The sequence below is a fragment of the Streptomyces composti genome (genome assembly GCF_012034205.1).
In the GTDB taxonomy this organism is placed as follows: Bacteria; Actinomycetota; Actinomycetes; order Streptomycetales; family Streptomycetaceae; genus Streptomyces; species Streptomyces composti.
Genome location: NZ_JAATEM010000020.1, coordinates 81,176 through 105,742 on the forward strand (window position 1 = coordinate 81,176; position 24,567 = coordinate 105,742).

Consider the following 24,567-nt stretch of genomic DNA (forward strand, 5'->3'; position numbering starts at 1 on the left):
TGACTCCTCGGACGGTTCTCGAACGGCTCGGCGGTGTCCATGACCGTCACGCTAGTCACGGCGAAGAGGGGGTGCTTCTCGATTCCTGACCGGCCTGGTGACCTTCTTGGCGACACACGAGGGCAGGCCCTCCGTGGCGCGGGCCGCCTCCTGCCGGTAGACGCTCGGCGGCATGCCGACCAGCTCGGTGAAGCGGGTGCTGAAGGTGCCCAGCGACGAGCAGCCGACCTCGAAGCAGACCTCGGTGACGCTCAGGTCGCCGCGGCGCAGCAGCGCCATGGCGCGTTCGATGCGCCGGGTCATCAGGTAGCTGTAGGGGGACTCACCATAGGCGCGGCGGAACTCGCGGCTGAGATGCCCGGCCGACATGTGCACGCCACGGGCCAGGGCCTCCACGTCCAGCGGCTGGGCGTACTCCCGGTCGATGCGGTCCCGGACGCGGCGCAGCCGCGCCAGGTCCCGCAGGTGGTGAGGGGCGTCCCCGCTGCTGCCGGTCATGCTTGCATCGTGCCACGACGGGGTGCGCCGCGCGTTCGAATGGCAGGGTCGCCCGGAGCGGGGCAGCGTGGTCGTAGGACCTACGACTTCCGTGTGAGGTGGCCATGCAAGCCGATGAGCCGGTTCGTCTGGTGGTGGTCGGCGTGGACGGTTCCCCGTCGTCGTACGCCGCGCTGCGCTGGGCCGTGCGGTACGCGGACATGGTCGACGGTGAGGTGGAGGCGGTGCACGCCTGGGACACGCCGTCGGCGGTGGGCTGGACCGGGCCCGCCATCGACCCCGAGTTCGATCTGGAGCAGGCCAGGGAGCGGTTCACGGAGGAGCTCAACGCCGTCTTCCCGGACGGGCGGCCGCCCCGGCTGCGGGAGCGGCTGGTGGAGGGGGACCCGTCGGAGGCGCTGATCCGGGCCTCCGAGCGGGCCGAACTGCTGGTGGTGGGTCACCGCGGCCGGGGCGGGTTCGCGCGGGCCATGCTGGGCTCGGTCAGCCAGCGCTGTGCCCAGCACGCCGCCTGCCCCGTGGTCGTGGTGCGTGAGGGCCACCGGGTCTGACGCCGGCGCCCCGGTCAGCAGGGGTCCGGCGCGGGGTCGAGCGGCCGGGCGCCGGCCGGGGGTGCCTTGCGGACGAAGGCCGAACGCAGGGCGTGGTGCGGCGAGCCGGGGTCGAAGAGGATCGCGTGCATGCGGGCCAGCTCGGCCTCGCGGTACTCGGCCAGCGGCCGGGCGGCCTCGTCGCGGGCCCGCAGGTCCCGCTTGGCGGCGATGCGCCCTTGCAGGCCGTCCTGGGCGGCGAGCCGGGCCGCCGCCTGCTCGACCTCGCCGGTGAAGTCCTGGGGTGCGGCCGGCAGGAGGCGGTCCACCAGGCCGAGGGCGGCGGCGGAGGCGGCACTGACCGGCAGTGCCTCGCCGGTGAGCCGCTGTGCGGTCTCGGGGCCGACGCGGCGCGGCAGGCTGTAGGTCCAGTACTCGGAGCCGTACAGGCCCATGCGCCGGTAGTGCGGGTTGAGGACGGTGCCGGTGCGGCACCAGACCTCGTCGGCGGCGAGGGCGAGCATCACGCCGCCCGCCGCCGCGTTGCCGCCGAGCGCGGCGACGACCAGCCGGTCGGTGGTGCGCAGCACGGCCTCCACCAGATCGTCGATGGCGTTGAGGTTGGCCCAGGCCTCGGCGGCGGGGTCGGGGGCGGCCTCGATGACGTTGAGGTGGATGCCGTTGGAGAAGAAGTCGCGCCGGCCGCCGAGCACCAGCACCGAGGTGGGGCGGGTGAGCGCGTACCGGTAGGCGGCCAGGAGTCTGCGGCAGTGGCCGGTGCTCATGGCGCCGCCGGGGAACGAGAAGTCCAGGAAGCCGACGTCGCCGCGCTGCCGGTAGCGGATGTCGCGGTAGGTGCGCCGCTCCGGCGGGAGTTCGAGCGGGGCGGGCACCTCGGGCAGGCCGGGGGCCTGCCCGAGGGCGGCGAGGACGCCGGCGGCGGGCCGCCGGAAGGGCGCCGGGTCGCCACTGGCGCGGCGGGGGCGCAGCTCCGGTATCCACACCGCGCCGTCCCGGGTGGCCCGGCAGACTGCGCCGTCGCGGGTGGCGAGCAGCTCGCCGGGGCGGCCGCGCAGCCGGTCCTCGGGGTGGCCGCCGTGCAGGAACATCTCCCGGCCGAGGACTTCGTCGAGGACACCGGGCTGCGAGTCGGCGGCCCGCAGGGTGTGCAGCACCGTGTCGGTGCTGTCGGCCTGCCAGTCGATGCGCCGCCGCTCCTGGCGGAAGGCGTCCCGCCAGACCACGCGGATCGCCGGGTCGGACTGCGGCCGCGGTTTGAACGCGCCGCCGGCGTAGCGCTGCACCGCCAGCAGGACGGCGGCGACGGCGGCGTCGGAGACCTCGCCCCGGTAGAGGTCGCTCTTGCCGACCGGCGGTACGTCGAACGGCTCCGACGCCCAGATGGCGCCCGCGTCCATCGCGGCCTCCGCCTGCAGAACCGTTACTCCCCAGCGGGGGGCGCGCTCGGCGAGAGCCCAGTCGAGAGCGGACGGCCCGCGGTCGCCGGGCGGGCCCGGGTGCACGATCAGGCAGGTGTGCTGCTGCCAGACGTCGTCGGGCAGCGCCGACTTCAGCATGGGCGCGATGATCAGGTCGGGCCGTGCCCGGTGTATCGCGGCGCGTATCGCGTCGGCTCCGTGTGTGGCGAGCACGACGTCCACCCGGTGTCCATGGTCGGAGAGTTCGGCGTACACGCGCTGGGAGAGGCTGTTGAACGCGCTGGCGACGAGGAGAATGTCCATGCCGCGGCATGGTTGCCGCTCCGGGCGGGGGCCGACAGAGGACCCGGCGGTAATTCAGCCGTTCGGGCGGTTGTTCGCCATCGCGGCTGCATGATCCGAACTCCCCTGCTCCAGCGAGGTGATCGCCGCTGCGGGCAGCGGGTGCGAGGGGCCGGCCGGGACGGAGGATCTGGCCGGATCCGGCGCGGGCGGTACGGGGGGTGCGGGTGAGGCGGGTGCGGGCGCCGTGCGCCGTGACGGGCGGTTCGGCGGCCTCATGCGACCGGGCCCCGCCCGGGCCGCGGCGGTTCCGCGGCCCGGGCGGGGCCCGGTGGCGGGTTCCGGGTCACCGGCCGGAGGAACCGGTGCGCGGGCCGGTCACTCGGCAGGGGTGAGCTCGGCCCGGCCGAACAGGAGGGCGTAGCCCTGAGGCAGTTGACCGATGATGCGGGTGATCAGGTCCTCGCCCACCAGGGACGGCAGGACGCCGAGGACCGAGCTGACGTCCCAGCGCGCGGTCGCCGGGGTCGAGCCCTCGATGCGGGCGGCCACCGACTCCACGAACTCCGCCGCGGTGAGCGGGCGGGTGGCCGGGATCTGGGAGGCGATCACCCGTGCCGCCTCCTCGGGCAGCGCTCGTGCCAGTTCGACACGTTCGTCGCCGACGACATGACCGCCGAGCGCGGAGAGGACGATGCGGGTGACGCTCTCCGCCTCTGCCCGCGTCGGGTACTGACCGGACTCCCGCACCGCGTCGACCAGTTCCTGCCAGCCGACCTCCGGGGAGCGGGGGACGGGGGCCTGGCGGTCCCGGTCCCGGGCGGGGGCCGGTATCACCGTCCTGCGGCTCGGCGTCGTGGTCTCGTGCGGCGTCACCGTGGTCATGTGGAGCTCCTCTCCTCCTTCGGGGCCTCCGGTCGCTCCCCCGCGCCGCGGCGGGCACGGGAGTGCGTCCCGCGGGCGGCCGTGCTCCGCGGGACGCGTGCGTGAGTGGTGTCAGCTGCTGATCTGCTTGCGGCTGTCGCCGCCCGCGATCTGGATGCGGCGTGCCTTGGCCTCCTCGGCCACCGGGATGCGCAGCGTCAGGACACCGGCGTCGTAGGCGGCCTCGATGCGCTCGGTGTCGAGCGTGTCGGCGAGGAACAGCTGCCGGCTGAAGGTGCCGGTGGGCCGCTCCTCGACGATCATTTCGGCGTCCTCGGGGGCCTCAGAGCGTCGCTCGGCGCGCACATTGAGGACGTTGCGCTCGACATCGAGCTCGATCGACTCGGGGTCGAGGCCGGGGAGATCGAAGTGGACGACGAACTCGTCCCCCGCCCGGTACGCATCCATCGGCATCCCCGACGAGCGGGCGACCGAACCGAAGACCTGCTGTGCGAGCCGGTCCATCTCGCGGAACGGGTCGGTGCGCATGAGCATCACAGTCCACTCCTCCCTTCACTGTGACGTCCGATGCGATGCTCTTCGATCACCTTCTTATATAGCTCCGGAGAGGAAACTTGACAAGCCCCGGCTCAGGTTCGGTGAGCTCCGAACCGGCGTCGTAGCCGGGAGCCCTCTTCGCGCCCGGCCCCTCACCCCATCCCACCTCGGGAAACGGCACGCTCACGGAGCGTTCTGGTCCGCGGTCCGCCCATCGGCGCGGACGGAACCGCCGCCGTGACGGCCCTCACCCCGCCCACCGGTCACCCGCCGGTCCGTCCGTCGATCGATCGGCACATCGACAAGGGGACAACCCTGCGGTCGCACAAGGGTCTTGACGTCAGTTCATGTGTTCGGACGGTGATACGATCACCGCGTTTTTGTTGCGGGCGGACCGCCTACCATGGACGCCGACACCTCGCCGGCCCCGCCGGCCGCCAGTCGCCTGAAGAGAGTCCTATGACGTCATTCGCAGCGAGCCCCCTGTTCTGGGCTCTGGTCGCCGCCCTCGCTGCCGCCCTCGTCGTGATCCAACGCCAGCGCCGGGCGGCGCGTACCGTGCGGCAGGAGGTACGAGCGCTCGAGGAGCACTGCGCGCAGCTGGAGAACGATCACACGAAGTCGGTGCGGGCGGCGCAGGAGCAGGCCGAGGAGGAGACCAAGACGGTTCTGAAGTCCGCCATGCGGACCCTTCAGGGCCTCGCCGCCGAGCAGCAGCTGGTGCTCTCCCGGCTGCAGACCAAGTACGGCGACTCGGCGATCCTGCAGGACCTGCTGGAGATCGACCACACCAACTCGCAGTTCGGCCGGCGCGCCCAGTCCATCGCGGTGCTGTGCGACGGCTGGCTGGGCGGCCGCCGCGACACCGCCTCCGTCTACGACGTGGTGCGCAGCGCCCAGGGCCGGATCCGGCACTTCCGCCGGGTGGAGATCCTCTCCCAGGTCGACTTCGGGATCACCAGCCGGGCCGTCGAGCCGGTCGCCCTGGCCCTCGCCGAGCTGCTCGACAACGCCACCAGCTACTCCAGCCCGGACACCGTCGTCGAGATCAACATCCGGACCGTGCCGAAGGGCATCTGCATCGTCGTCGACGACGCCGGTGTCGGCATGAGCGAGGAGGAGCGCGCCCGCGCGATGAAGCTGCTGAGCAGCGAGCGCGCCACCGGTGTGGCGAGCCTGGGCAACCCCCCGCAGTTCGGGTTCGCGGTGATCGGCGTGCTGTGCGAGCGGTTCGGCTTCGAGGTGTCGGTGGACTCCTCCTCCCCCTACGGCGGTGTGCGTGCCGTGGTGCTGCTGCCCCACGATCTGCTCACCGCCATGCCGGAGAAGAAGGCTCCCGCTCCGGCCGCCGTCCACACCACCGGCGCGCCTCCGGCCGCACGGGCCACCTCGGAGGGCGGGCCCGAGCCGGCGCTCGCCCCGGCGACCACCGCGGACGGTCTGCCCCGGCGCCGCCGCAAGCGGCCGATGGCGATCGTGCCGCAGACCGGCGGCGAGCCGGCCCCCCGCCCGGGCCGCTCGGACGCCGAACAGGCGCGGATCATGGGCGCCTTCCAGCGGGGCACGCGGTCCGGCCGGGCAGCGTCGCCCGGCCAGACAGACCCGACGAGCAGCACACCCGGTGCAAGCAGCGAAGGACATGAGGTCTCGTGAACGATCTGTCATGGATGCTCGACAGCGCTCTGGAGATTCCGGGGGCCCTGCACGCCGTCCTGATATCCGCCGACGGTCTGCTGATGGCCCGGACGAAGGACTTCGCCAGGGACGACGCGGACCGGGTCGCCGCGGCGATGAGCGGGGTGCAGTCGCTCAGCCGCACGCTGGGCTTCTTCTGTGAGGACCCGGGCCAGCGGTGGCGTCAGACGCTGGTGGAGTTCGACGGCGGCTGGGTGTTCGTGATCTCCGCCGGGGAGGGCGCCTATCTGGGTGTGTCCGCCACCGCGGACGTGGACATGGCCGACATCACCTTCCGCATGCAGCAGCTGGTGACGCGGCTCGGCAAGGAGCTGACGACTCCGCCGCGCGAGAACCTCGGCGCCCGCTCATGACTGGCCACGACGGCTGGGACCCGGAGGACACCGCCTTAGTACGGGCGTACGTCATCACCAAGGGACGCGAACTGCCCGACGAGGAGCAGCTGTCGCTGATCACCCTGGTGACGGCGTCCCCCGGCCATGCGCAGCGGCCGCTGCGGCTGTCCCCCGAGGAACAGATGCTGCTCGACATCTGCTCCGCCGGCTATCTCTCGGTCGCCGAGATCGCCGGCCACACCAGGCTGCCGCTGGGAGTCGTGCGGATCCTGCTGGCCTCGCTGGTCGAGGGCGGCTATCTGATCACCCGCCCGCCGGTGGCGCCGGCCCAGCTCGCGGACCGGGAGATCCTGGAGGAGGTGCTCAATGGTCTCCGCGCCAAGTTTGGGTGAGCGGGCCTATGTCCGCAGCGGAGGGACGCAGACCGCGGTCAAGATCCTGGTGGTCGGCCACTTCGCGGTGGGAAAGACCACGTTCATCGGCTCGATCTCCGAGATCGAGCCGCTGTCCACCGAGGAGACGATGACCCAGGCCGCCGAGTCGGTGGACGACCTCAAGGGGGTCCACGGCAAGACGACCACCACGGTCGCCATGGACTTCGGCCGGCTGACCATCAGCGACCGGGTCGTGCTCTACCTGTTCGGCACGCCCGGTCAGCAGCGGTTCGTGCAGATGTGGGAGGACATGGCCCGCGGCGCCCTCGGCGCACTGGTGCTGGTCGATCCCGAGCGCCTGGCCGACTCCTTCCCGGTGATCGACCTCATCGAGAGCTACGGCCTGGACTACGCCATCGCCGTCAACCACTTCGACGGCACCCCGCTGCGCGACGAACGGGCCCTGCGGGAGGCGCTGGACCTGCTCGACGACACCCCGGTCGTCACCTGCGACGCCCGCGACGAGAAGTCCTCGGCCGCCGCCCTGACCACCCTGGTCCGCTACCTCCTCGACCGCTCCCAGCAGACCACCCATCCGGCACCGCACCAGACCTCTCATTAGACCGCGCTCGACAGTGAACTGAGAGCCCATATGAACGCTCACGACAACACCCCGGTCCCGCCCCCGGGTTGCCCGGCCCACGGCTCAGGCGGCCGGGTCCCGCTGTACGGGCCGGACTTCGCCGCCGACCCGCAGGCGTACTACTCCTTCCTGCGTCACTACGGGCCCGCGGCGCCCGTGGAACTCGCCCCCGGCGTGGAGGCCACGCTGGTGACCGACTACGCGGCGGCGCTGCAGCTCCTGCACGACTCCGGCTCCTTCCGCAAGGACGCACGCCGCTGGCGTGCCTTCAACGAGGGCAAGGTGAGTCCGGACAGCCCGGTCACGCCGCTGCTGGCGTACCGGCCGAACTGCATGTTCGCCGACGGCGCCGAGCACTTGAGGCTGCGTCAGGCCGTCACGGACTCGATGGCGCGGATCGACATGCGCCGGCTGAGCCGCAGCACGGAGCAGGTCTCGCGGTACCTCATCTCCCAGTTCGCGGCGCGCGGTTCGGTGGACCTGCTCGGTGACTACGCCAAACAGCTGCCGCTGTTCATCTTCAGTGAGCTCTTCGGCTGTCCGGCCGACATCGGCGACCGGGTGCTGTTCGGCATCTCCGGGATGTTCGACGGCATCAACGCCGACAAGGCCACGGAGGTGCTGTACCAGGCCGTCGGCGAGCTGGTCACGCTCAAGCGGAGCCGGCCGGGAGAGGATGTCACCTCCTGGCTGATGCAGCATCAGGCTCGGCTCACCGACGAGGAAATGGTGCATCAGCTCGCGCTGCTTCTCGGATCGGGCGTCGAACCGCTGCGCAATCTGATCGGCAACACCCTGCACCGGCTGCTCACCAACGACCGGTACGCCCGCGAGGGCGGCCTGATCGACGAGGCCCTCGACGACACGCTGTGGGAGAACCCGCCCGTGTCCAACTTCGCCCCGCACTACCCGGCGGCGGACATGGAGTTCGCGGGGCAGCAGCTCCAGGCCGGTGATCTGGTACTGATCAGCTTCGCCGCGGCCAACACCAGTCCGGCGCAGACGGAGGCGCGGCGGTCCGGCAGCAACCGGGCCCATCTGGCGTGGAGCGCGGGGCCGCACGTCTGCCCGTCGAAGGAACCTGCACGGCACATCACGGTCACCGCCATCGAGGAGCTGTTCAACCGGCTGCCCGACGTACATCTGGCGGTTCCCGAGGAGAGCCTCACCTGGCGGCCGGGCCCGTTCCACCGGGCGCTCACCGCCCTGCCCGCCCGGTTCACACCGGTGGGTGTGCCGCGAGGAACCGCTCCCCAGGCGGCCACAGCACCCCAGCGGCACGAGGAGCCGGGCCCCGCCCCCAAGCCCGAACGCACCGGCATGTGGAGCCAGTTCCTGAGGTGGCTCACGAGGTGATATGTACAACATCGGTCCAAAGCGACTGATCCGCATGATGGTTGAACGGCAGGGGTAGTGAGGAACCCGGCACGAGGACCTGCTTTTCTGCATGAGGAGATGCCGTGGACCACATATCCATGGACGCCGGACAGTCGCCGAGACCTTCGATACCCGCCTCTCGAGGCGGGTATCTTCCTGTGCGGCGCGGGAGCGGCCGGTGAACGCGGGGCTCGCCGGTGGTCCCGCGAGCGGGGGTGCAACCACCTTGGGAGGCTTCACCGGCGGTCAGCTGCGCAGGCTCTGTGCGGTGGCCGGGCTGTCCGAGGATGATGCGGACGGGTACGCGGAGGTGGTGGCCGGGTCGCTGGGCACGGTGGCCGGGCGGTCGCTGGATCTGCCGCCGCCGTCGCAGAGCTTCCTGTCCGACGACCACACACCGGTCGAGTTCTCGCTGTCCTGCCGGCCGGGGTCTGCTCCGGCCGTGCGGGTGCTCGTGGAACCGGGGTGCGGGGCGGGGAGCCTCGCCCGGAACGGGCGGGCGGGCCTGGCGGCGGTGCGGGCCATGACGCAGCGGTGGGGCTTCGCGACCGATTCGCTGGACGCGCTCGTGGAGCTGTTCCTGCCCGCGCGGCCGCGGGGTGTTTTCGCCCTGTGGTACGCCCTGGAGCTGCGTCCGGGCGGTGTGCCGGGCCTGAAGGTGTACCTGAATCCGGCCGCCAACGGGGAGGAACGTTCCGCCGCGACGGTGCGCGAGGCGTTGCGGCGCCTCGGGCACGAGCGGGCCCCCGACGTCCTGCCGGAGGCGGACGGCTACCCGTTCCTCGCCCTGGATCTGGGCGACTGGGACGCGCCCCGGGTGAAGGTCTATCTGCGGCACGACGCCCTCTCGGCACAGGCGGCGGGAGGCCTGTCGCGGATGCCGGCCGGCCCCGACCCCGGATCGGTCGAGGGGTTCTTCCGGGCGGCGGCGGGCGCCGACGTGCCGCTGCTGACCCGGCGGCCGGGGCTGACCTGCCACTCCTTCACCGAGACCGGCGCCGCCCGGCCGAGCGGGTTCACGCTGCACGTCCCCGTCCGTGACTACGCCGAGCACGACGGGGAGGCCCTGCGACGGGCGGCGAAGATCATGAGGGACCTCGGCATCGGGACCGCGGTCCTGAACGAGGCCCTGCGAGCCCTCACCTCGCGCCGCCTGGACGAGGGGGTGGGTCTGATCGCCTATCTGGCCCTGGCCCACCAGGAGGGCAGCCCGCCCCGGGTGACCGCGTATCTCTCCTCGGAGGCGTATGCGGTCAGGCCGCCCAACAGGGCCCCGGCCCGCTCCGCGCAGCCGGTGTACTGAGCGCGGGAACAACGCCCTGGCCCGGACGCCCGCTCGCGTCCCGGGCCGATACCGAACGATGAGCGCCCCCGGTGGCGCTCATCGTCGTTTCTGCAGGGTCCGGCCCATTGACGCATCCTTACGCATGAGTAAGTTGACTCTGGAGTAAGAACGAGGGACCGCAAGCACCGTCCGAGCACATCAGCAACAGCGCGACCGGGAGCCGCCATGGGCGTACGCAAGGATCTGAAGCGGGCGAAACGACGCACCGACCTGGCCACCCGCACCAGGGTCGAGACCGTGCGGGACGAGCAAGGCGTCGTCCGCGAGGTGCGTGCCCAGCCGCTCGTCCCGCGGCCGGCCGCCGGCAGCACCGCCGACATCCCGTTCACCAACGCCGCCGAGGCGCCGGACGAAGTGGTGCTGCGCCGGGAGCGGGACGGCGCCTGGCAGCTGGTGACGGCGGCGGCCTTCGCCCGGGAGGTCACCGAGGTGGCCAAGGGCCTGATCGCGGCCGGACTCGAGCCCGGTGACCGGGTCGCGGTGATGTCCCGCACCCGTTACGAGTGGACGGTGCTGGACTTCGCGATCTGGTCGGCCGGCGGTCAGTCGGTCCCCGTGTACGCCACCTCGTCAGCGGCCCAGGTGGAGTGGATCGTCCGGGACTCCGGCGCCCGGTACGTCGTCACGGAGACCGGGGAGAACACGGCCACGGTCACCGCGGGCACCGCCTCGCACGCCTCTCCCCCGCGCATCTGGGAGCTGGACTCGGGCGCCCTCGCCGAGCTGGCCGCCCTCGGCCGGGACGTGTCCGACGAGGAGGTGACCAAGCGGCGCGCGGCCCTGACCCCCGAGACCACGGCGACCATCTGCTACACCTCCGGCACCACCGGCCGCCCCAAGGGCTGCGTCCTCACCCACGGCAATCTGCACGCCGAGGCGGCCAACACGGTCGAGCTGCTGCACCCGATCTTCAAGGAGGTCACCGACCAGGTCGCCTCCACGCTGCTGTTCCTGCCGCTGGCCCACATCCTCGGGCGCACCCTGCAGATCGCGTGCCTGATGGGCCGCATCGAGATCGGCCACTGCCCGAGCATCAAGCCCGACGACCTGCGGCCGGCCCTCAAGGCGTTCCGGCCCACCTTCCTGGTCGGCGTCCCCTACCTCTTCGAGAAGATCCACGACACCGGCCGTGCCACCGCCGAGAAGATCGGCCGGGGCGCCTCCTTCGAACGCGCCCACCGCATCGCGGTCCGCTTCGGCGAGGCCCATCTGAACAAGTTCCTGGGCCGGGGCAAGGGTCCTGGCCCCGGCCTGTACGCCGCCTGGGCGCTGTACGACCTGCTCGTCTACCGCCGGGTCCGCAAGGAGCTGGGCGGCCGGCTGCGCTACGCCATCAGCGGCGGCTCCCCGCTGGAACGCGACCTCAACCTGTTCTTCTACGCGGCCGGGATCATGGTCTACGAGGGCTACGGGCTGACCGAGACCACCGCCGCGGCGACCATCGTGCCGCCGCTCAGTCCCCGCCCCGGCACGGTGGGCCTGCCGGTGCCGGGCACGGCGGTCCGGATCGCCGACGACGGCGAGGTGCTGGTCAAGGGCGGCATCGTCTTCGGCTCCTACTGGAACAACCCGAGCGCCACCGAGGAGGTCCTCGACGACGGCTGGTTCGCCACCGGGGACCTGGGCTCCCTCGACGAGGACGGCTTCCTCACCATCACAGGACGCAAGAAGGACCTCCTGGTCACCACCGGCGGCAAGAACGTCTCCCCGGCCGTGCTCGAGGACCGGCTGCGCAGCCGGCCGCCGATCGGGCAGTGCCTGGTCGTCGGCGACAACCGGCCGTTCGTCGCCGCGCTGATCACCCTCGACCCGGAGACGGTCGCGCACTGGCTCGCGGTGCGGAAGATGCCCGCCGACACCCCGATGTCCGAGGTGGTGCGGGACCCGAGGATGCTCGCCGATGTGCAGAGGGCCGTGGACTACGCCAACGAGGCCGTCTCCCGCGCCGAGTCGATCCGCGCCTTCCGGGTGGTGGAGGGCGAGTTCAGCGAGGAGAACGGACTGCTGACGCCCTCGCTGAAGGTGAAGCGGAAGGCAGTGCAGGAGGCGTACGCCAAGGAGATCGAGGCGCTGTACTCCTGACCGGCGCCCCGCGGACCGGACTGCCGGCCGGCGCCCCGCGGCCCGGGCGCCGGTCGGGACGGCTGGGGGCGCCGCCCGCTCAGTCCAGGCGGTCGGCGGTGCGGATCGCCCGGGCGAGTCCGCGCACCTCCTCGTCCTCGGTGCGCGCCGCCAAGTCGTCCGCGCGCTGGGCGAGTTCGCCGAGTGACGGGGCGCCGGGCAAGCCGCTGCCGCGGTGGCCCGCGGAACGGAGGGCGTCGGCGAAGTAGGCGGCGGTGGCGGTGACGGCGAGGCCCCGGTCCGCGGACCACACGGACTCCTCGAGGGCGCCGGTCTCCAGGTCGCCGGACTCCTCGTGCGGGCTGCGCGTGCCCGGGTCGAGCCAGCGCACGGTGGCGGTGGCGAGGTGCCCGTCGGCCCCGGGCCGGGTGCGCACCGCGTACAGGGCGGTGACGGTGTGCCCGGGTCCGACCTCGCCGCCGTCCACCCGGTCGTCGCGGAAGTCGTCGTCGGCGACGCGGCGGTTGTCGTAGCCGACCAGGGCGAACTCGGCGACCGTCTCCGGGTCGAAGGCCACCTGGGCCTTGGCGTCTCGGGCGGTCAGCTCGATGTTGCGGGGCAGCTCCTCGCAGAAGACCCTGCGGCCCTCCTCCTCGTCGGAGACGTACACCGTGTGGCCGTCGCCCCGGTCGGCGAGGCGTTCCATCAGGGCGTCGCCGTAGTCGCTGCCGACGCCGACGCCGAAGAGGGTGATGCCGTGTTCGCGGCGGTGCTCCGCGATGCGTTCCAGGATCGCCTCGGCGTCGGTCTCCCCCGTGTTGGCGAGCGCGTCGGAGACCAGGACGACCCGGTTGACGGCGCCCCTGCGCAATCCCTCGACGGCGGTCTCGTAGCCGGTCCCGACCCCCGCGGCGAGGTTGGTGGAGTGGGTGGGCGACAGGCCCTCGACGGCGTCGTGGATCCTGCCCCGGTTGCCGCCGAGCCGGGTCATCGGCAGGACCGTCTCGGCCTCGTCGCTGAAGGTGACCACGGCCACCGAGTCGTCGTCGCGCAGCCGGTCGGTCATCACGCCGAGGGACTTCTTGGCCAGGTCCAGACGGCCCGGTTCGGCCATCGAGCCGGAGATGTCGATGACGAACGTCAGGGCGGCGGGGGCGCGGCGGGCGGAGTCCTCGGCGGCCCGGGTGGCGAGGCCCACGCGGACCAGGGACCAGTCCTTCTCCCCGGTGCGGGCCCCGTCGACCGTGACGGTGAAGCCGTCGCCGCCGGGGCGTTCGTAGTCCTGGCGGAAGCTGTTGACGAACTCCTCCGGCCGGACGGTGGACGGGTCGGGCAGCCGGCCGTCGGCGAGGGTGCGGCGGGCGTAGCCGTAGGAGGCGGTGTCCACGTCGAGCGCGAACGTGGACAGGTAGTCGGGCTCGGGCGCGATGCCGCGGGAGTCCTGCTCGCCCTCGCTCGCGCCGTTCCTCGGCCCCTCGGGTGCGGGCAGCGGCGCCGAGCCGTCGCCGCGCGAGCCGTCGTAGCGGCTGTCGGTGGCGCTCTTGCCGCCTCCGTCGCTGCTCCCGCTGCATCCGGTGAGCAGCAGACCGCTCGCCGCCGTGAGCGCGAGCAGCGCCCCGCCGAGCCGTCGTGTCCGGTGCCACTTCATCTTCGGTGCCCCCTGGGTGCGTTGGCCGACTTCTGTGACTGTGACGGCGGAGCACACCGGAACGTGCGCTGCGGAGCGTCACAGCTGTGTCTCGAAGCGGCCACGGTGACCGGTCGCCGAGACCGGTGGGGGATCTTCCGTTGACCTGGCCAGGCGCGCCGCCACCGGCCGGAAGAGGCACGGGCCAGTGCGCACGCCCCCCGCGGCGGGCGTTACCCGCCGTGCGCGGGGCGGGCGCCGTGTGTGACACGACCGTCACACGGCCGGCTGCGGGGGGCCGCGGCGCCCGTCCGGCGATGATGGAGAGGAGGAGCACTGACCGGACCACGGAAGGACAGCATCCCGATGAGCCACCAGAAGGTGCGCGACGTGATGAGCGACGCGGTCGTCCGCATTCCGCCCGGGATGCCGTTCAAGGAGATCGCGTACCTGCTGCTGGAGTACGACATCACGGCGGTTCCCGTGGTGGACGCCGAGGACCGGCCGCTGGGCGTGGTGTCGGAGGCGGATCTGCTGCACAAGATGTGGGGGTGGTCGCAGGACGGCGGCGACGGCACGCCGGAGGCGGCGCGGCGCCTCGCCAAGGCCTGGGCCACCGATGCGGGAGGTCTGATGACCTCGCCGCCGGTGTGCGCCCTCGAGGACTGGGACGTGGTGCAGGCCGCCCGGGTGATGGCCGAGCGGGGCATCAAGCGGCTGCTGGTCGTCGACGGGGACGGCCGGCTGATCGGCGTGGTGAGCCGGAGCGATCTGCTGCGGGTCTTCGTGCGCAAGGACCAGGCCATCCGCACCGAGATCGTGGAGGAGGTCCTGGTCAGGCAGCTCGGTGAGGCTCCGTCGGCGGTGCACGTGGATGTGTCGCACGGCCATGTGGTGCTCACCGGGCGGCTCACCACCGGGGCGACGGTGCAGGAGCTGGAGAAGCTGTGCCGGGACGTGGACGGCGTGGTGGACGTGGAGTTCCGGCCGCTTCCGGAGGCCGGTGACTGAGCTCCGCCGGCGGGTGCGTTCGCCCGTCGGGGAGCGGATGCCCCCGGACGGGTGAACGCCGGGTGACCGTCAGGAGACGCGACCGGGGCCGGGGAGGGAGCCGGCCGGAGGCCGTCAGGCGGCGGGGAACTGGTCGGGGGTACGGATGCGGTCGCGGATCCAGACCCCCGCCGGCTTCAGCGAGGCGGTGCCCGCCCAGGGGCCCTGGGCGTCGCAGGTGCCGGTGTCGAAGACGGCGCCGCTGCGGCGGTCGTCGGAGAAGTTCCAGTTGACCCAGCTGATCTTCTTGTCGGCCATCAGGTCCAGGTACCGCTGGGACATCGCGAAGTCGTCGGCGCCCTCTCCCGCGTGGTTCTGGGTACCGAACTCGGTGACGAGGACCGGGATGCGGTCGGCGGCGCGGGACAGGGTCGCCAGGTACTCCTCGCGGTGCGAGCCGGCGTAGAAGTGAAACGTGTACATGATGTTGGCGGCCCGCACGGGGTCGTTCACGATCTCGGTCTCGTCGGCCCCCTCGGAGACGCCGAGCGAGGACCAGGCCCGGGTGCCGACGAGGACGGGCGCGTCCGGGGCGACGCCGCGGATGACCGGCACGAGCTGCTCGGCGTAGCTCCTGATGCGCGACCAGCCGACTCCGCTGGGCTCGTTGGCGATCTCGTAGAGGATGTTGTTCCGGCCGGCGTGGCGCCGGGCGATCTCGGTGAAGAACGTGCGGGCGGCGGCGAGGCTGGTGTGGGGGTCGCCGGGGTGGAGCACGTGCCAGTCGACGATGACGTACATGCCGCGTTCGCTCGCCTGCCGGATCAGCCGGTCGGCGAGGTCGGTGAAGTGCCGGGGGTCGGTCTCGTAGCCGCCCTCCTGCACATAGGTGGAGACGCGCAGGACGTCGGCGTTCCAGTCGTGAGCGAGGGCGTCGAGCGAGCCGTCGGTGAGGCAGTGCGGGTACCACTGGGTGCCGTGGGTGCTCATGCCGCGCAGCTGGATCGCGTTGCCGCGTTCGTTGCAGAGCTTGACGCCGCAGACCCGGAGCCGTCCGTTGGCCTCGACGGGTGTGGCGGCGGCCGGTGAGCCGGCGGTGGCCGCGGGTGCGGAGGCGAGGGCGAGGAGGAGGCCGCCGAGGGCCGCGGTCAGTGCGGCCGGGCGCCGGGAAGTACGTGCCGGTCTCATGTGGGGGGCTCCGATCACGCGGAAGTTAGGAAACTTTCCTGACGATGCATGGAACAAGAGCCGGCACGGGTTGGCAAGGTCCATGACGCCCGTGCGGAAACGACCGCGGCCTGCCCGGCCCGGGCCATGGGCGGGACCGAAAGCCCGTCGGCGGGGCGAGCAGGACGATCGGCGGGCGTACCGGCGCGGGGCCGGCGGGCGGGGAACGGCGGGCGGTCAGCCGTCGGGGACGCCGGGGCGGGTCTCCTCCGTCACCGGTGCGGTCTCCACCCGGCCGCCCGGATGGCGCAGGGCGCACAGGAAGGCGAGCCCCAGGGCGATCGCCATGCCGTAGAACACCCACTGGTTGGCCTCGGCGAAATCCATCCGCACCGCCGCCATGACCTCCCGCATCGTCTCGGCGGCCGTCCCGCTGCCCTCCGGCACGCGGGTGTCGGCGCTTCCGCTCACCGTCTCGGTGACCTGGCGGGCCACGTCCTCGGCCTCCTGCTGCGGCATGCCCCGCGAGGTCAGGGTGCCGACCACCCTGTCCGTGGTGACGTGCGTGAGGACCGTGCCGTACACGGCGAGACCCACGCTCGCCGCGTAGTTGCGCACGGTCTGGGTCACGCCGGTGACCTCGCCGTAGGAGGCGTCGATGGCGCGGTTGACGGCGTCCGTGGACGCCGGGGCGAGGATGAACCCGATGCCCGCTCCGGCGAGCGCGGCGTACGGCCACTGGTCGTGCATCGACAGGTTGGTCATCTCCCCCGCCCAGAGCGCGAAGCCGACGGTGCCGAGCACGGCGCCGAGCTTCAGCGCGGGGCGCGCCCCGCTCTTGTCGAGGATCCGCCCGCCCCACTGGGAGGCGATGGCGAAGCCCGCGAAGAAGTACAGCAGGAACAGGGCCGCCTGGTTCGGGGAGGCGCTCAGCGACACCTGGGCGTAGACGGAGGCGAAGAAGAACAGCGGCACGAAGGCGAGCATCGCGAAGAAGAGCACCGCGATGTCGGCTGCGAAGGCCCGATCGCGGAAGACCCGCAGGTTGATCAGCGGATGCCGGACCCGCCACTCGTAGCGGACGAACACCACGAGCACGGCGAGGCCGCCCACGATGCAGGCCCAGGTCGCCGGGCTGTCCCAGCCCCAGGACCAGGCCTGCTGGAAGCCGAGCACGCTCAGCCCCATGCCGACGGCGACCAGGGCGGCACCGGGCAGGTCCAGCGACTCGCGGCGCGGCCGGTCGGCGATCCGGGCCAGGAAGGTCAGCACCAGCGCCACGACCGCCACCGGGACGTTGACCCAGAAGACGGCGCGCCAGGTCCAGGCCGTGAGCCAGCCGCCGAGCAGCGGCCCGACGGCGGTCAGCGCTCCGGACAGACCGAAGAACAGCGCGAGTGCACGCCCCCGCCGCTCCACCGGGAACACCGCGACGACGACGGCCAGGGCGGCCGGGAACATGAGCGCGGCGCCGAAGCCCTGGGTGGCCCGGAAGACGATCAGCCAGGGCTGTGCGACGTCGCCCTCGGGCACGCAGCCGCACAGCACCGACGAGACGGTGAAGATCAGCGTTCCGGCGATCACCACGCGTCTCGGTCCGAGCAGGTCCGCGAGCCGGCCGCCCAGGGCGAAGAAGGCGGCGAGGGACAGCAGATAGGCGTTGACGACCCACTGCATGCCCGAGGTGGACAGATCGAGCTCGTGGACGATGTCCGGGGCGGCGATGGCGACGATGGTCTGGTCGATGAAGGTCATCGAGACGGCGAACAGCATCGCGGCCAGTGCCAGATACTGGCGCGGCGTCTCACGCGGTCCGGGAGCGGTCTGGCCGCGCCCTTCGTACGTGCTCATTCGTTCAGTCTGCAACCGCCTCCCGGCCGCCGCATCCGGCGAGCGGACGCCGCCCCCGGCGGGCGGGCCGCGGGTCAGCCGATGGTGACCACGCGGGCCCAGTCCGGCGGCGCGTCGGGCATGTGGTCGGGGGCGTCCTCGTCCACGGAAGGGAACGACCGCGGTCGCGCGAACAGGCCGACCACGGTGCGGCAGGGCGGCCGGGACCCGGGCCAGGGCGTATGCCCGTCGGTGAGGGCCACCGGCACACCGGGACAGGCGCGCAGCGCGCGGGCGAAGCCCGCCCGCAGGTCCGTTCCGCCGCCGCCCACCAGCGGGATCCCCTCGGTCCGGCACAGCCGGTGCAGGTCGTGGGCCGCGGCGTCACAAGGCACCACGAACACCGTGTCGCGGCGTCCGCCGACGGCCCGGGAGATGGCGGCGACCTCCAGCAGCGCACTGCCCGGTTCCCGGTCGCTGACCGAGCCGGAGGTGCCGATCACGACGGCCACGCGTGGCGGGGTGCGGCGCAGACCCGGCAGCACCGCACGGGGCACGCCCGCCGAACGCCGGGACGGCCGGCCGTAGCTGTGGTCCTCGCCCGCGCCGGAGCCCGCGACGGCGGCGCGCAGTGCAGCGCCGAGCAACTGCCGCCAGGGCTGCGGCGGGTGAGAGGCCTCCTCCGCCCTGCGCCGCCAGCTCTCGGGTGCGCTGCCGCGGCGGGCCCGGATGCTTGCCGCCGCGCGGAAGCGCACCGCGTCGCGCAGCAACTGCCGCCAGGGCTGCGGCGGGTGAGAGGCCTCCTCCGCCCTGCGCCGCCAGCTCTCGGGCGCGCTGCCGCGGCGGGCCCGGATGCTCTCCGCCGCGCGGAAGCGCACCGCGTCGCGCGGCTGCTCGCTGAGACCGTGCGCTGCCTGGGCACCGAGGTCCCACTCCCGGCGCTGCCCGTCGGCGCCACTGCCTCAGTCCAGCAAGGCCCAGTCCTGGGTGCGGGGACCCAGGCGGAACTGGCGCAGATACTCCTCCATCGGCTCGCCGGACGGCAGGTGCAGCGTGGCCGGGCCGACGGCGCCCTCCGGGCGGGCCGGTCCGTCGCCGTGGATGTCGTCGTTGATCTCGCAGTCCGCGGCGATGTTCATGCGCAGCCGCTCCCCCGGTCCGTTCAGCCCGTGCTGCGCGGCGAACCGGTCGCTGCGCCCGTGGTGGTCGCGCAGCAGGTGCGACACCTCGTGCACCCACACCCCGGCCGGCTGCTCCACAGGTGTGCGGGCGGCGAAGGCGGGCGAGACACAACACCGCCGGTGCCGGTCGACGGCCGTGGTCGGCACACAGGTCGGGGACCAGGTGCCGCAGATCGGCGCGGACCCGAGAGACAAGGGCGTGGCCGTGGGTGCGGGCCAGGGACCGCAGATCGGTCTCGTGGTCGATGTGCGCGGCGGAGCAGGCGCCCGCCCAGTCGCCGGCACGTCGATCACGGAGGCCGGAACGGCGTATCTGCGCACGCGCCGCCACAGGGAGATGCGGAAGGCGTCACCGGAGGAGTCCTCGGCGCGGGGTTCCTCGTTCGCGGTGTGAGCGGCCATCAGCACTCACCCTGCGCGGACGGCCCCCCAGTCTGTCAACGGAGTGAGTCGTCATCGCGGTGAGCAGATGCGTTCGCCTGCTTCACTCGCCACGGTGAATTGTGCTCGTCCATGGGTGAGTTGACGGCTCATCGGCCCCTATGTGGTTGAAAGGCTCAATAGTCCGGGCATTCATTTGTCATGAACCTGCGGTCCGGTGGGCGGGCCGCAGTCTCACGGAGGTGTGGGATGCACCGTAGATTCGCCACCGCACTCACTGCCCCGGCCCTGGCCTTCGCCGCCGTCCTCGCCACGGCCGGAACCGCCGACGCCGTACCCGCCGACAAGCCGGCCGTGCTGGCGAGCTGGACCCAGACCAGCGCGTCCAGCTACAACCAGTGGGCCGCAGCCCGGGCCAACCAGTCCGCCTGGGCCGCCTACCAGTTCGACTGGAGCACCGACTACTGCTCGTCCTCGCCGGACAATCCGTTCGGCTTCCCCTTCCAGATGTCCTGCGCCCGCCACGACTTCGGCTACCGCAACTACAAGGCCGCGGGCACCTTCAGCGCCAACAAGGCACGACTCGACAGCGCCTTCTACGAAGATCTCAAGCGGGTCTGCGCCAACTACAGCGGCGGGACCCGGACCGCCTGCAACAGCACCGCATGGACGTACTACCAGGCCGTCAAGGCCTTCGGCTGACGCCGTCCCAGCCGACGGCAGACGTCAAAGGGAAGGGCCCGGCCGTCCAGGCCGGGCCCTTCCCCGTTCGTCTCGCCGTTCGTCCCCCGTTCGTCCCCGTTCGCCTCGCCGTACGTCGGATGCGACCGGTGCGCGGCCGGCGCGGATCAGTTCCGGGTGTCGAAGCGCTCCCAGACGCGGTGCCCGGCGAGGAGTGCGCGCAGCTGCTCCAGGGCGGCCGGGCCGGAGCCGGCGACGACCACGCCGGGCGCGTCGGCGGGAACGCCGGCCGCGGCCAGGGCGGCCTCGCCGCCCGCCCAGGCGCCGATCGCCTTGCCGTGCCGGAAGGCCTCCGACAGCAGCAGGGCGACCCGCGGGTCCGCGGCCGGGCGCAGCGCGGCGGACGGCACTCCCTTGGCGTCCCGCGCTCCGTAGGCGTCGTCGCCGACGGCGGGCGGCCCGGCCAGCAGTACGGCGTCGAACTCGACGGACCGGGCGGTGACGTAACTGCGCTGGGTCATCACCGCGTTGCCGCCCGAGCCGAGCACACCGCCGGTGGGGCCGACGACCAGGGGCACCATCCCGGCCTCCAGCACCGCGTCACGCACCGCGTGGACCGCCTCGAGGTCGCTGTCGGGTCCCGCCACGATGCCGATGATCCGGCCGTCCACCGGCCAGGTCCCCCCGATCTGGGACAGTGCCGGGCTGGGCTCGACGTCGGCGAGCGGCACGGTCGGCTCGGGGGCGGGCAGTCCGAGGCCCTTGGCGACCTGTTCGCAGAGTTCGGGGTCGATGTTGGCGAGGGTCCGCAGGGCGCGCTCCTTGACGGCCTGCTCGTAGCACTTGCCGAGCTCGAAGGTGTAGGCGCCGATGATGTGCTCGCGCTCCACGGGGCTCATGCTCAGCCAGAAGCGGCGGGGCTGGCTGAAGTGGTCGGCGAACGACTCGGGGGCCTCGCGCACCTTGGTCGCCTCGGGGACGCGGACCGGGGTCTCCACATAGGCGCCCTCGGCGGCGCCGGCGGTGAACGGGCAGCCGCCGTCCAGGGAGTTGGGCCGGTAGGGGGCGACACCCCGGTGCACGGCCGTCTGGTGCATGCCGTCGCGCAGCATGTCGTTGACCGGTGCGTGCGGCCGGTTGATGGGCAGCTGGGGGAAGTTGGGGCCGCCGAGCCGGGTGATCTGGGTGTCCAGGTAGGAGAAGAGCCGCCCGGCGAGCAGCGGGTCGTCGGTGATGTCGATGCCGGGCACCAGGTGCCCGACGTGGAAGGCGACCTGCTCGGTCTCGGCGAAGAAGTCGGCCGGGTTGCGGTTGAGGGTGAGCAGCCCGATGGGCTGCACCGGCGCCAGCTCCTCGGGCACGATGTTGGTCGGGTCGAGCAGGTCGATGCCCTCGAAGGTCTGCTCGGGGGTGTCGGGGAAGGTCTGGATGCCCAGCTCCCACTGCGGGTAGGCGCCGGCCTCGATGGCGTCGGCGAGGTCCCGGCGGTGGAAGTCGGGGTCGACGCCGTTGATGATCTGCGCCTCCTCCCACACCAGGGAGTGCACGCCCAGCTTCGGCTTCCAGTGGAACTTCACCAGGGTGGTGGAGCCGTCGGCGGCGACCAGGCGGAAGGTGTGGACGCCGAAGCCCTCCATCATGCGGTAGGAGCGCGGGATGCCCCGGTCGGACATGTTCCACAGGGTGTGGTGGGTGGCCTCGGTATGCAGGGAGACGAAGTCCCAGAACGTGTCGTGGGCGCTCTGGGCCTGCGGGATCTCCCGGTCGGGGTGCGGCTTGCCGGCGTGGATGACGTCGGGGAACTTGATGGCGTCCTGGATGAAGAAGACCGGGATGTTGTTGCCGACCAGGTCGAAGACACCCTCCTGGGTGTAGAACTTGGTGGCGAAGCCGCGGGTGTCGCGCACCGTGTCCGCGGAGCCGCGCGACCCCAGCACGGTGGAGAAGCGCACGAACACCGGCGTCTCCACGTCCTTGGCGAGGAAGGCCGCCTTGGTGACGGAGGCGGCGGTGCCGTAGCTCTGGAAGACTCCGTGCGCGGCGGCGCCCCGGGCGTGGACCACGCGCTCCGGGATGCGCTCGTGGTCGAAGTGCATGACCTTCTCGCGCAGATGGTGGTCCTGGAGCAGAACGGGGCCCCGCGGTCCTGCCTTGAGCGAGTGGTCGGTGTCGTGCAGACGGGCGCCCTGCGCGGTGGTCAGGTAGCTGCCCGCCTGGGCGACGTCGGCCTGGTCCGCCCCCGTGGCCCGGCCGGTCGGCGACATGGTGGCGGGGCCGGTCTGGTCGGGCTTGGGCGGCAGCGGTTCGCGGGGGGCGACCGGCTCCTCGAGGGACGGCTCCTCGAGGGCCGGGCGCCCGGGGATGCCGTCGGAGGGGGCGGCGTCCCCCGGGAGGGCGTCGGCGATCTTCCGGGAAGCCCGCTTCAAGGGGTTGGCCTCGCTCATGGGATGACACTCCTACGGTCCGCTGAGGGCAGTGGCCACGGCTGAGTACCCGGAAAGGGGGCACGATGCCGTCAAGTTCTCACGCCCCCGGACCCCTCGCACCGGGCGTGCCGCGATGGGGTGAACCTGCCGCCCGGCCGCGTCCGGTCAGTGGTGCCAGGCCCGGCCGCCCGTGTTGTGGATGAACCGCTGGAGCACCTTCATGGTGGTCAGATACTCCTCGTCGGAGATGCCCGCGTGGCGCTCGGCCCAGAGCTCGTCCTGCAACGCGGCAGCCTTCTCGTACCGGGCCCGTCCCTGGTCCGTAGGGGTCAGCCGCCCCTCGCCGTCCTCGTCGAGCAGGGTGTGGGCGACGCAGGCGTCGATCTCCGCGGTGATGCCCTCGCGTCCGGTGTCGAGGTAGCCGGAGAGCATGTCGAGGAGCTCGTCGCGGGTGCGTCCGCCGGTGCGGGCGGTCTGCGCCAGGATCCACCACTGGGGCTGGGTGAGATCCAGTTCCGCGAGGGCGGTGCGGGTGCGGGTGACGACCGCCTTGTGGGCCGCCCAGGCCCAGTAGCCGATCGGCTGCTTGATCAGTTCCGCGTCGCTGTGCGAGTACTGCATGGCTGCGATCCCCTCGATAGCCGCCCTTTCGGGCCGGACGGGATCGAACGTAGAAACTCGAGCGCACTTGAGGTCAAGCGGCGTCCGCACGGGGGCCCGCGGCCCCGCTCACAGGAGCCCGCTCAGAACAACTGCTCCTGGACGGCCGGCGCGGAGGGGCCCTGAGGGCGGCGGGGGCGCGCGGGGCGGTCCGGGCGCTGCTGCCCGAAGAGAGCGGGGGTGCCGTACGCGTCGGGCTCGGCCGGGACGACGACAGGGCCGCTGCCGACGTTCAGGCGCAGCGGCGCCTCGCGGTCGAAGTCGCCCGGTGTCATGTCCGTCCAGTCGCGTTCCTGACGCTCGCTCACCGGCGCTCCGCTCCCCGTCCCTGCTCCGGCCACACATTGTCCCCCGTCTCCGGCCACCCGACCCGCCAGGGGTGAGACGCACCTCACATCCGCAGCCGGTCACACCGCCCGGCGCCGCTCCGTCAGTAGGGCGTAACCGACCAGCTGACCAAGGAGATCATCATGGATGCTCGAGTCGATCTCTTCTCCAACGCCCTCGGCGCGAAGGTACTGAAGCACATCAACTCCGCGGGCAAGGCGGTCTCGGAGTCGACGCTGCCGGCCGCCACCCAGGAGCTGGTGAAGATCCGCGCCAGCCAGATCAACGGCTGCGGCTTCTGCCTCGACATGCACACCAAGGAGGCCGCCGCTGCCGGGGAGAGCGCCCTGCGCCTGAACATGGTCGCCGCCTGGCGGGAGTCCACGGTCTTCACGGAGGCCGAGCGCGCCGCATTGGAGCTGACCGAACAGGGCACCCGGCTGGCGGACGCCTCCGGAGGCGTGAGCGACGAGGCGTGGGAGAACGCGGCCAAGCACTACGACGAGGACCAGCTCGTCGCCCTGATGTCGCTGATCGCGATCATCAACACCTACAACCGGCTGAATGTGATCAACCGGCTGCCGGGCGGCAACTACCGGGTCGGCCAGTTCGACTGACCCCCGGCACGCACCACGACGCCCCGCGTCCGCATGGGCGCGGGGCGTTCCGTGCTGCCGGCGGCTGCGGCCGCGGTCAGGACGCGTTGCGCTTGGGCAGCTTCCAGTTGGGCCGCACGAAGTGGCAGGTGTAGCCGTCCGGGTAGCGCTGGAGGTAGTCCTGGTGCTCGGGCTCGGCCTCCCAGAAGGGGCCGGCGGGCGACACCTCGGTGACGACCTCGCCGGGCCACAGCCCCGAGGCGTTGACGTCGGCGATGGTCTCCTCGGCGATGCGCTTCTGCTCGTCGTTGTAGTAGAAGATCGCCGAGCGGTAGCTCAGGCCGATGTCGTTGCCCTGCCGGTTCTTCGTGGTCGGGTCGTGGATCTGGAAGAAGTACTCCAGGATCGTGCGGTAGTCGGTGACGGACGGATCGTAGGTGATCTCGATCGACTCCGCGTGGGTGCCGTGGTTGCGGTAGGTGGCGTTGGGAACGTCACCACCGCTGTACCCCACTCGTGTGGAGATCACGCCCGGGAACGAGCGGATCAGCTCCTGCATGCCCCAGAAGCAGCCGCCTGCCAGCAGCGCCTTCTCCTCGGTCCTCGTCATCTCGTCCTCTCCCAGCGTGCGCGTCGGCGACCGTTCAACGGGGTCAACCCCACCGGAGGCATGATTGTTCCAGCCATGATCATCGGCGCC

General features: G+C 72.2%; 22 protein-coding genes and 1 pseudogene. 11 read left to right on the top strand and 12 right to left on the bottom strand.

The genetic code is table 11. The annotated features are described in order from the left end of the window. Window positions 1–51 precede the first annotated feature (51 nt). A complete protein-coding gene (locus tag HCJ93_RS17740; RefSeq protein WP_167996697.1) occupies window positions 52–498 on the bottom strand; it encodes a helix-turn-helix transcriptional regulator in 447 nt (148 codons plus the stop codon). Window positions 499–602: 104 nt separating this feature from the next. Here HCJ93_RS17740 and HCJ93_RS17745 point away from each other — a divergent pair, with 104 nt between their 5' ends. After that, a complete protein-coding gene (locus HCJ93_RS17745; RefSeq protein WP_167996698.1) occupies window positions 603–1,049 on the top strand; it encodes a universal stress protein in 447 nt (148 codons plus the stop codon). Between the two features lie 14 nt (window positions 1,050–1,063). On the opposite strand, the gene HCJ93_RS17750 is transcribed toward HCJ93_RS17745, so the two are convergent. The 3 genes from HCJ93_RS17750 to HCJ93_RS17760 form a co-directional block, all read right to left on the bottom strand. Continuing rightward, on the bottom strand, window positions 1,064–2,770 hold the full coding sequence (locus HCJ93_RS17750; protein ID WP_167996699.1) for a hydrogenase maturation protein: 1,707 nt from the start codon (window positions 2,768–2,770) through the stop codon (window positions 1,064–1,066). 357 nt (window positions 2,771–3,127) lie between these two features. Then, a complete protein-coding gene (locus HCJ93_RS17755) occupies window positions 3,128–3,634 on the bottom strand; it encodes a DUF2267 domain-containing protein (RefSeq protein WP_167996700.1) in 507 nt (168 codons plus the stop codon). A gap of 111 nt (window positions 3,635–3,745) precedes the next feature. After that, window positions 3,746–4,168, bottom strand: a complete 423-nt coding sequence (locus HCJ93_RS17760) for an Hsp20/alpha crystallin family protein (RefSeq protein WP_167996701.1) — start codon at window positions 4,166–4,168, stop codon at window positions 3,746–3,748. A 462-nt stretch (window positions 4,169–4,630) separates the two neighbouring features. On the opposite strand from HCJ93_RS17760, the gene HCJ93_RS17765 reads away from it, so the two are divergent. The 7 genes from HCJ93_RS17765 to HCJ93_RS17795 all read left to right on the top strand — a co-directional run bounded on the left by HCJ93_RS17765 (window position 4,631) and on the right by HCJ93_RS17795 (window position 12,022). Then, window positions 4,631–5,824: an ATP-binding protein gene (locus tag HCJ93_RS17765; RefSeq protein WP_167996702.1), complete on the top strand. Its 1,194-nt coding sequence runs from the start codon at window positions 4,631–4,633 to the stop codon at window positions 5,822–5,824. A 14-nt stretch (window positions 5,825–5,838) separates the two neighbouring features. Then, window positions 5,839–6,219: a roadblock/LC7 domain-containing protein gene (locus tag HCJ93_RS17770; protein ID WP_167996753.1), complete on the top strand. Its 381-nt coding sequence runs from the start codon at window positions 5,839–5,841 to the stop codon at window positions 6,217–6,219. Next, window positions 6,216–6,593 (top strand): DUF742 domain-containing protein, encoded by a 378-nt coding sequence (locus HCJ93_RS17775; RefSeq protein ID WP_167996703.1) that lies wholly within the window; start codon window positions 6,216–6,218, stop codon window positions 6,591–6,593. Before HCJ93_RS17770 ends, HCJ93_RS17775 begins: the two co-directional genes overlap by 4 nt. Next, a complete protein-coding gene (locus HCJ93_RS17780) occupies window positions 6,568–7,197 on the top strand; it encodes a GTP-binding protein (protein ID WP_167996704.1) in 630 nt (209 codons plus the stop codon). The genes HCJ93_RS17775 and HCJ93_RS17780 overlap by 26 nt, the downstream gene beginning before the upstream one ends. A gap of 30 nt (window positions 7,198–7,227) precedes the next feature. Next, window positions 7,228–8,574 carry a cytochrome P450 gene (locus HCJ93_RS17785; protein ID WP_167996705.1) on the top strand — a complete coding sequence of 449 codons (1,347 nt, stop codon included), beginning with the start codon at window positions 7,228–7,230 and terminating at the stop codon, window positions 8,572–8,574. Between the two features lie 247 nt (window positions 8,575–8,821). After that, window positions 8,822–9,898, top strand: coding sequence for a tryptophan dimethylallyltransferase family protein (locus tag HCJ93_RS17790; protein ID WP_240967668.1), 1,077 nt, complete (start codon window positions 8,822–8,824; stop codon window positions 9,896–9,898). A gap of 207 nt (window positions 9,899–10,105) precedes the next feature. After that, on the top strand, window positions 10,106–12,022 hold the full coding sequence (locus HCJ93_RS17795) for an AMP-dependent synthetase/ligase (protein WP_167996707.1): 1,917 nt from the start codon (window positions 10,106–10,108) through the stop codon (window positions 12,020–12,022). Between the two features lie 79 nt (window positions 12,023–12,101). Here the strand turns inward: HCJ93_RS17795 and HCJ93_RS17800 are convergent, their stop codons facing one another. Then, window positions 12,102–13,649, bottom strand: coding sequence for a vWA domain-containing protein (locus HCJ93_RS17800; RefSeq protein ID WP_167996708.1), 1,548 nt, complete (start codon window positions 13,647–13,649; stop codon window positions 12,102–12,104). 345 nt (window positions 13,650–13,994) lie between these two features. Between HCJ93_RS17800 and HCJ93_RS17805 the strand changes: the two genes are divergently transcribed. After that, a complete protein-coding gene (locus HCJ93_RS17805; protein WP_167996709.1) occupies window positions 13,995–14,639 on the top strand; it encodes a CBS domain-containing protein in 645 nt (214 codons plus the stop codon). Window positions 14,640–14,753: 114 nt separating this feature from the next. Here the strand turns inward: HCJ93_RS17805 and HCJ93_RS17810 are convergent, their stop codons facing one another. From HCJ93_RS17810 to HCJ93_RS30185, 3 genes and pseudogenes are all read right to left on the bottom strand, one after another. Further along, window positions 14,754–15,806, bottom strand: coding sequence for a glycoside hydrolase family 5 protein (locus HCJ93_RS17810; RefSeq protein ID WP_167996710.1), 1,053 nt, complete (start codon window positions 15,804–15,806; stop codon window positions 14,754–14,756). Window positions 15,807–16,022: 216 nt separating this feature from the next. Beyond that, a complete protein-coding gene (locus HCJ93_RS17815; RefSeq protein ID WP_167996711.1) occupies window positions 16,023–17,636 on the bottom strand; it encodes an MFS transporter in 1,614 nt (537 codons plus the stop codon). Window positions 17,637–17,710: 74 nt separating this feature from the next. Next, window positions 17,711–18,991 (bottom strand): annotated as a pseudogene (locus HCJ93_RS30185) (vWA domain-containing protein). A 435-nt stretch (window positions 18,992–19,426) separates the two neighbouring features. Between HCJ93_RS30185 and HCJ93_RS17830 the strand changes: the two are divergent. Further along, a complete protein-coding gene (locus tag HCJ93_RS17830) occupies window positions 19,427–19,879 on the top strand; it encodes a phospholipase (RefSeq protein WP_167996713.1) in 453 nt (150 codons plus the stop codon). Between the two features lie 146 nt (window positions 19,880–20,025). On the opposite strand, the gene HCJ93_RS17835 is transcribed toward HCJ93_RS17830, so the two are convergent. The 3 genes from HCJ93_RS17835 to HCJ93_RS17845 form a co-directional block, all read right to left on the bottom strand. Then, window positions 20,026–22,302: a catalase gene (locus HCJ93_RS17835; protein WP_167996714.1), complete on the bottom strand. Its 2,277-nt coding sequence runs from the start codon at window positions 22,300–22,302 to the stop codon at window positions 20,026–20,028. 147 nt (window positions 22,303–22,449) lie between these two features. Further along, on the bottom strand, window positions 22,450–22,905 hold the full coding sequence (locus HCJ93_RS17840) for a MarR family winged helix-turn-helix transcriptional regulator (RefSeq protein ID WP_167996715.1): 456 nt from the start codon (window positions 22,903–22,905) through the stop codon (window positions 22,450–22,452). A 122-nt stretch (window positions 22,906–23,027) separates the two neighbouring features. Then, window positions 23,028–23,252 (bottom strand): hypothetical protein, encoded by a 225-nt coding sequence (locus HCJ93_RS17845; RefSeq protein WP_167996716.1) that lies wholly within the window; start codon window positions 23,250–23,252, stop codon window positions 23,028–23,030. A 162-nt stretch (window positions 23,253–23,414) separates the two neighbouring features. Here HCJ93_RS17845 and HCJ93_RS17850 point away from each other — a divergent pair, with 162 nt between their 5' ends. Continuing rightward, window positions 23,415–23,888, top strand: a complete 474-nt coding sequence (locus tag HCJ93_RS17850; RefSeq protein WP_167996717.1) for a carboxymuconolactone decarboxylase family protein — start codon at window positions 23,415–23,417, stop codon at window positions 23,886–23,888. A 76-nt stretch (window positions 23,889–23,964) separates the two neighbouring features. Here the strand turns inward: HCJ93_RS17850 and msrA are convergent, their stop codons facing one another. After that, on the bottom strand, window positions 23,965–24,477 hold the full coding sequence (msrA, locus tag HCJ93_RS17855) for a peptide-methionine (S)-S-oxide reductase MsrA (protein ID WP_167996718.1): 513 nt from the start codon (window positions 24,475–24,477) through the stop codon (window positions 23,965–23,967). Between the last annotated feature and the right edge of the window lie 90 nt (window positions 24,478–24,567).

What these genes read in the sequence shown, in the direction of transcription:
- msrA (WP_167996718.1), bottom strand. Translation starts at nt 24,477, where the DNA reads ATGACGAGGACCGAGGAGAAGGCGCTGCTGGCAGGCGGCTGCTTCTGG.
- HCJ93_RS17795 (WP_167996707.1), top strand. Translation starts at nt 10,106, where the DNA reads ATGGGCGTACGCAAGGATCTGAAGCGGGCGAAACGACGCACCGACCTG.
- HCJ93_RS17805 (WP_167996709.1), top strand. Translation starts at nt 13,995, where the DNA reads ATGAGCCACCAGAAGGTGCGCGACGTGATGAGCGACGCGGTCGTCCGC.
- HCJ93_RS17850 (WP_167996717.1), top strand. Translation starts at nt 23,415, where the DNA reads ATGGATGCTCGAGTCGATCTCTTCTCCAACGCCCTCGGCGCGAAGGTA.
- HCJ93_RS17765 (WP_167996702.1), top strand. Translation starts at nt 4,631, where the DNA reads ATGACGTCATTCGCAGCGAGCCCCCTGTTCTGGGCTCTGGTCGCCGCC.
- HCJ93_RS17775 (WP_167996703.1), top strand. Translation starts at nt 6,216, where the DNA reads ATGACTGGCCACGACGGCTGGGACCCGGAGGACACCGCCTTAGTACGG.
- HCJ93_RS17770 (WP_167996753.1), top strand. Translation starts at nt 5,839, where the DNA reads ATGCTCGACAGCGCTCTGGAGATTCCGGGGGCCCTGCACGCCGTCCTG.
- HCJ93_RS17755 (WP_167996700.1), bottom strand. Translation starts at nt 3,634, where the DNA reads ATGACCACGGTGACGCCGCACGAGACCACGACGCCGAGCCGCAGGACG.
- HCJ93_RS17780 (WP_167996704.1), top strand. Translation starts at nt 6,568, where the DNA reads ATGGTCTCCGCGCCAAGTTTGGGTGAGCGGGCCTATGTCCGCAGCGGA.
- HCJ93_RS17835 (WP_167996714.1), bottom strand. Translation starts at nt 22,302, where the DNA reads ATGAGCGAGGCCAACCCCTTGAAGCGGGCTTCCCGGAAGATCGCCGAC.
- HCJ93_RS17745 (WP_167996698.1), top strand. Translation starts at nt 603, where the DNA reads ATGCAAGCCGATGAGCCGGTTCGTCTGGTGGTGGTCGGCGTGGACGGT.
- HCJ93_RS17740 (WP_167996697.1), bottom strand. Translation starts at nt 498, where the DNA reads ATGACCGGCAGCAGCGGGGACGCCCCTCACCACCTGCGGGACCTGGCG.
- HCJ93_RS17785 (WP_167996705.1), top strand. Translation starts at nt 7,228, where the DNA reads ATGAACGCTCACGACAACACCCCGGTCCCGCCCCCGGGTTGCCCGGCC.
- HCJ93_RS17830 (WP_167996713.1), top strand. Translation starts at nt 19,427, where the DNA reads ATGCACCGTAGATTCGCCACCGCACTCACTGCCCCGGCCCTGGCCTTC.
- HCJ93_RS17750 (WP_167996699.1), bottom strand. Translation starts at nt 2,770, where the DNA reads ATGGACATTCTCCTCGTCGCCAGCGCGTTCAACAGCCTCTCCCAGCGC.
- HCJ93_RS17810 (WP_167996710.1), bottom strand. Translation starts at nt 15,806, where the DNA reads ATGAGACCGGCACGTACTTCCCGGCGCCCGGCCGCACTGACCGCGGCC.
- HCJ93_RS17840 (WP_167996715.1), bottom strand. Translation starts at nt 22,905, where the DNA reads ATGCAGTACTCGCACAGCGACGCGGAACTGATCAAGCAGCCGATCGGC.
- HCJ93_RS17800 (WP_167996708.1), bottom strand. Translation starts at nt 13,649, where the DNA reads ATGAAGTGGCACCGGACACGACGGCTCGGCGGGGCGCTGCTCGCGCTC.
- HCJ93_RS17760 (WP_167996701.1), bottom strand. Translation starts at nt 4,168, where the DNA reads ATGCTCATGCGCACCGACCCGTTCCGCGAGATGGACCGGCTCGCACAG.
- HCJ93_RS17815 (WP_167996711.1), bottom strand. Translation starts at nt 17,636, where the DNA reads ATGAGCACGTACGAAGGGCGCGGCCAGACCGCTCCCGGACCGCGTGAG.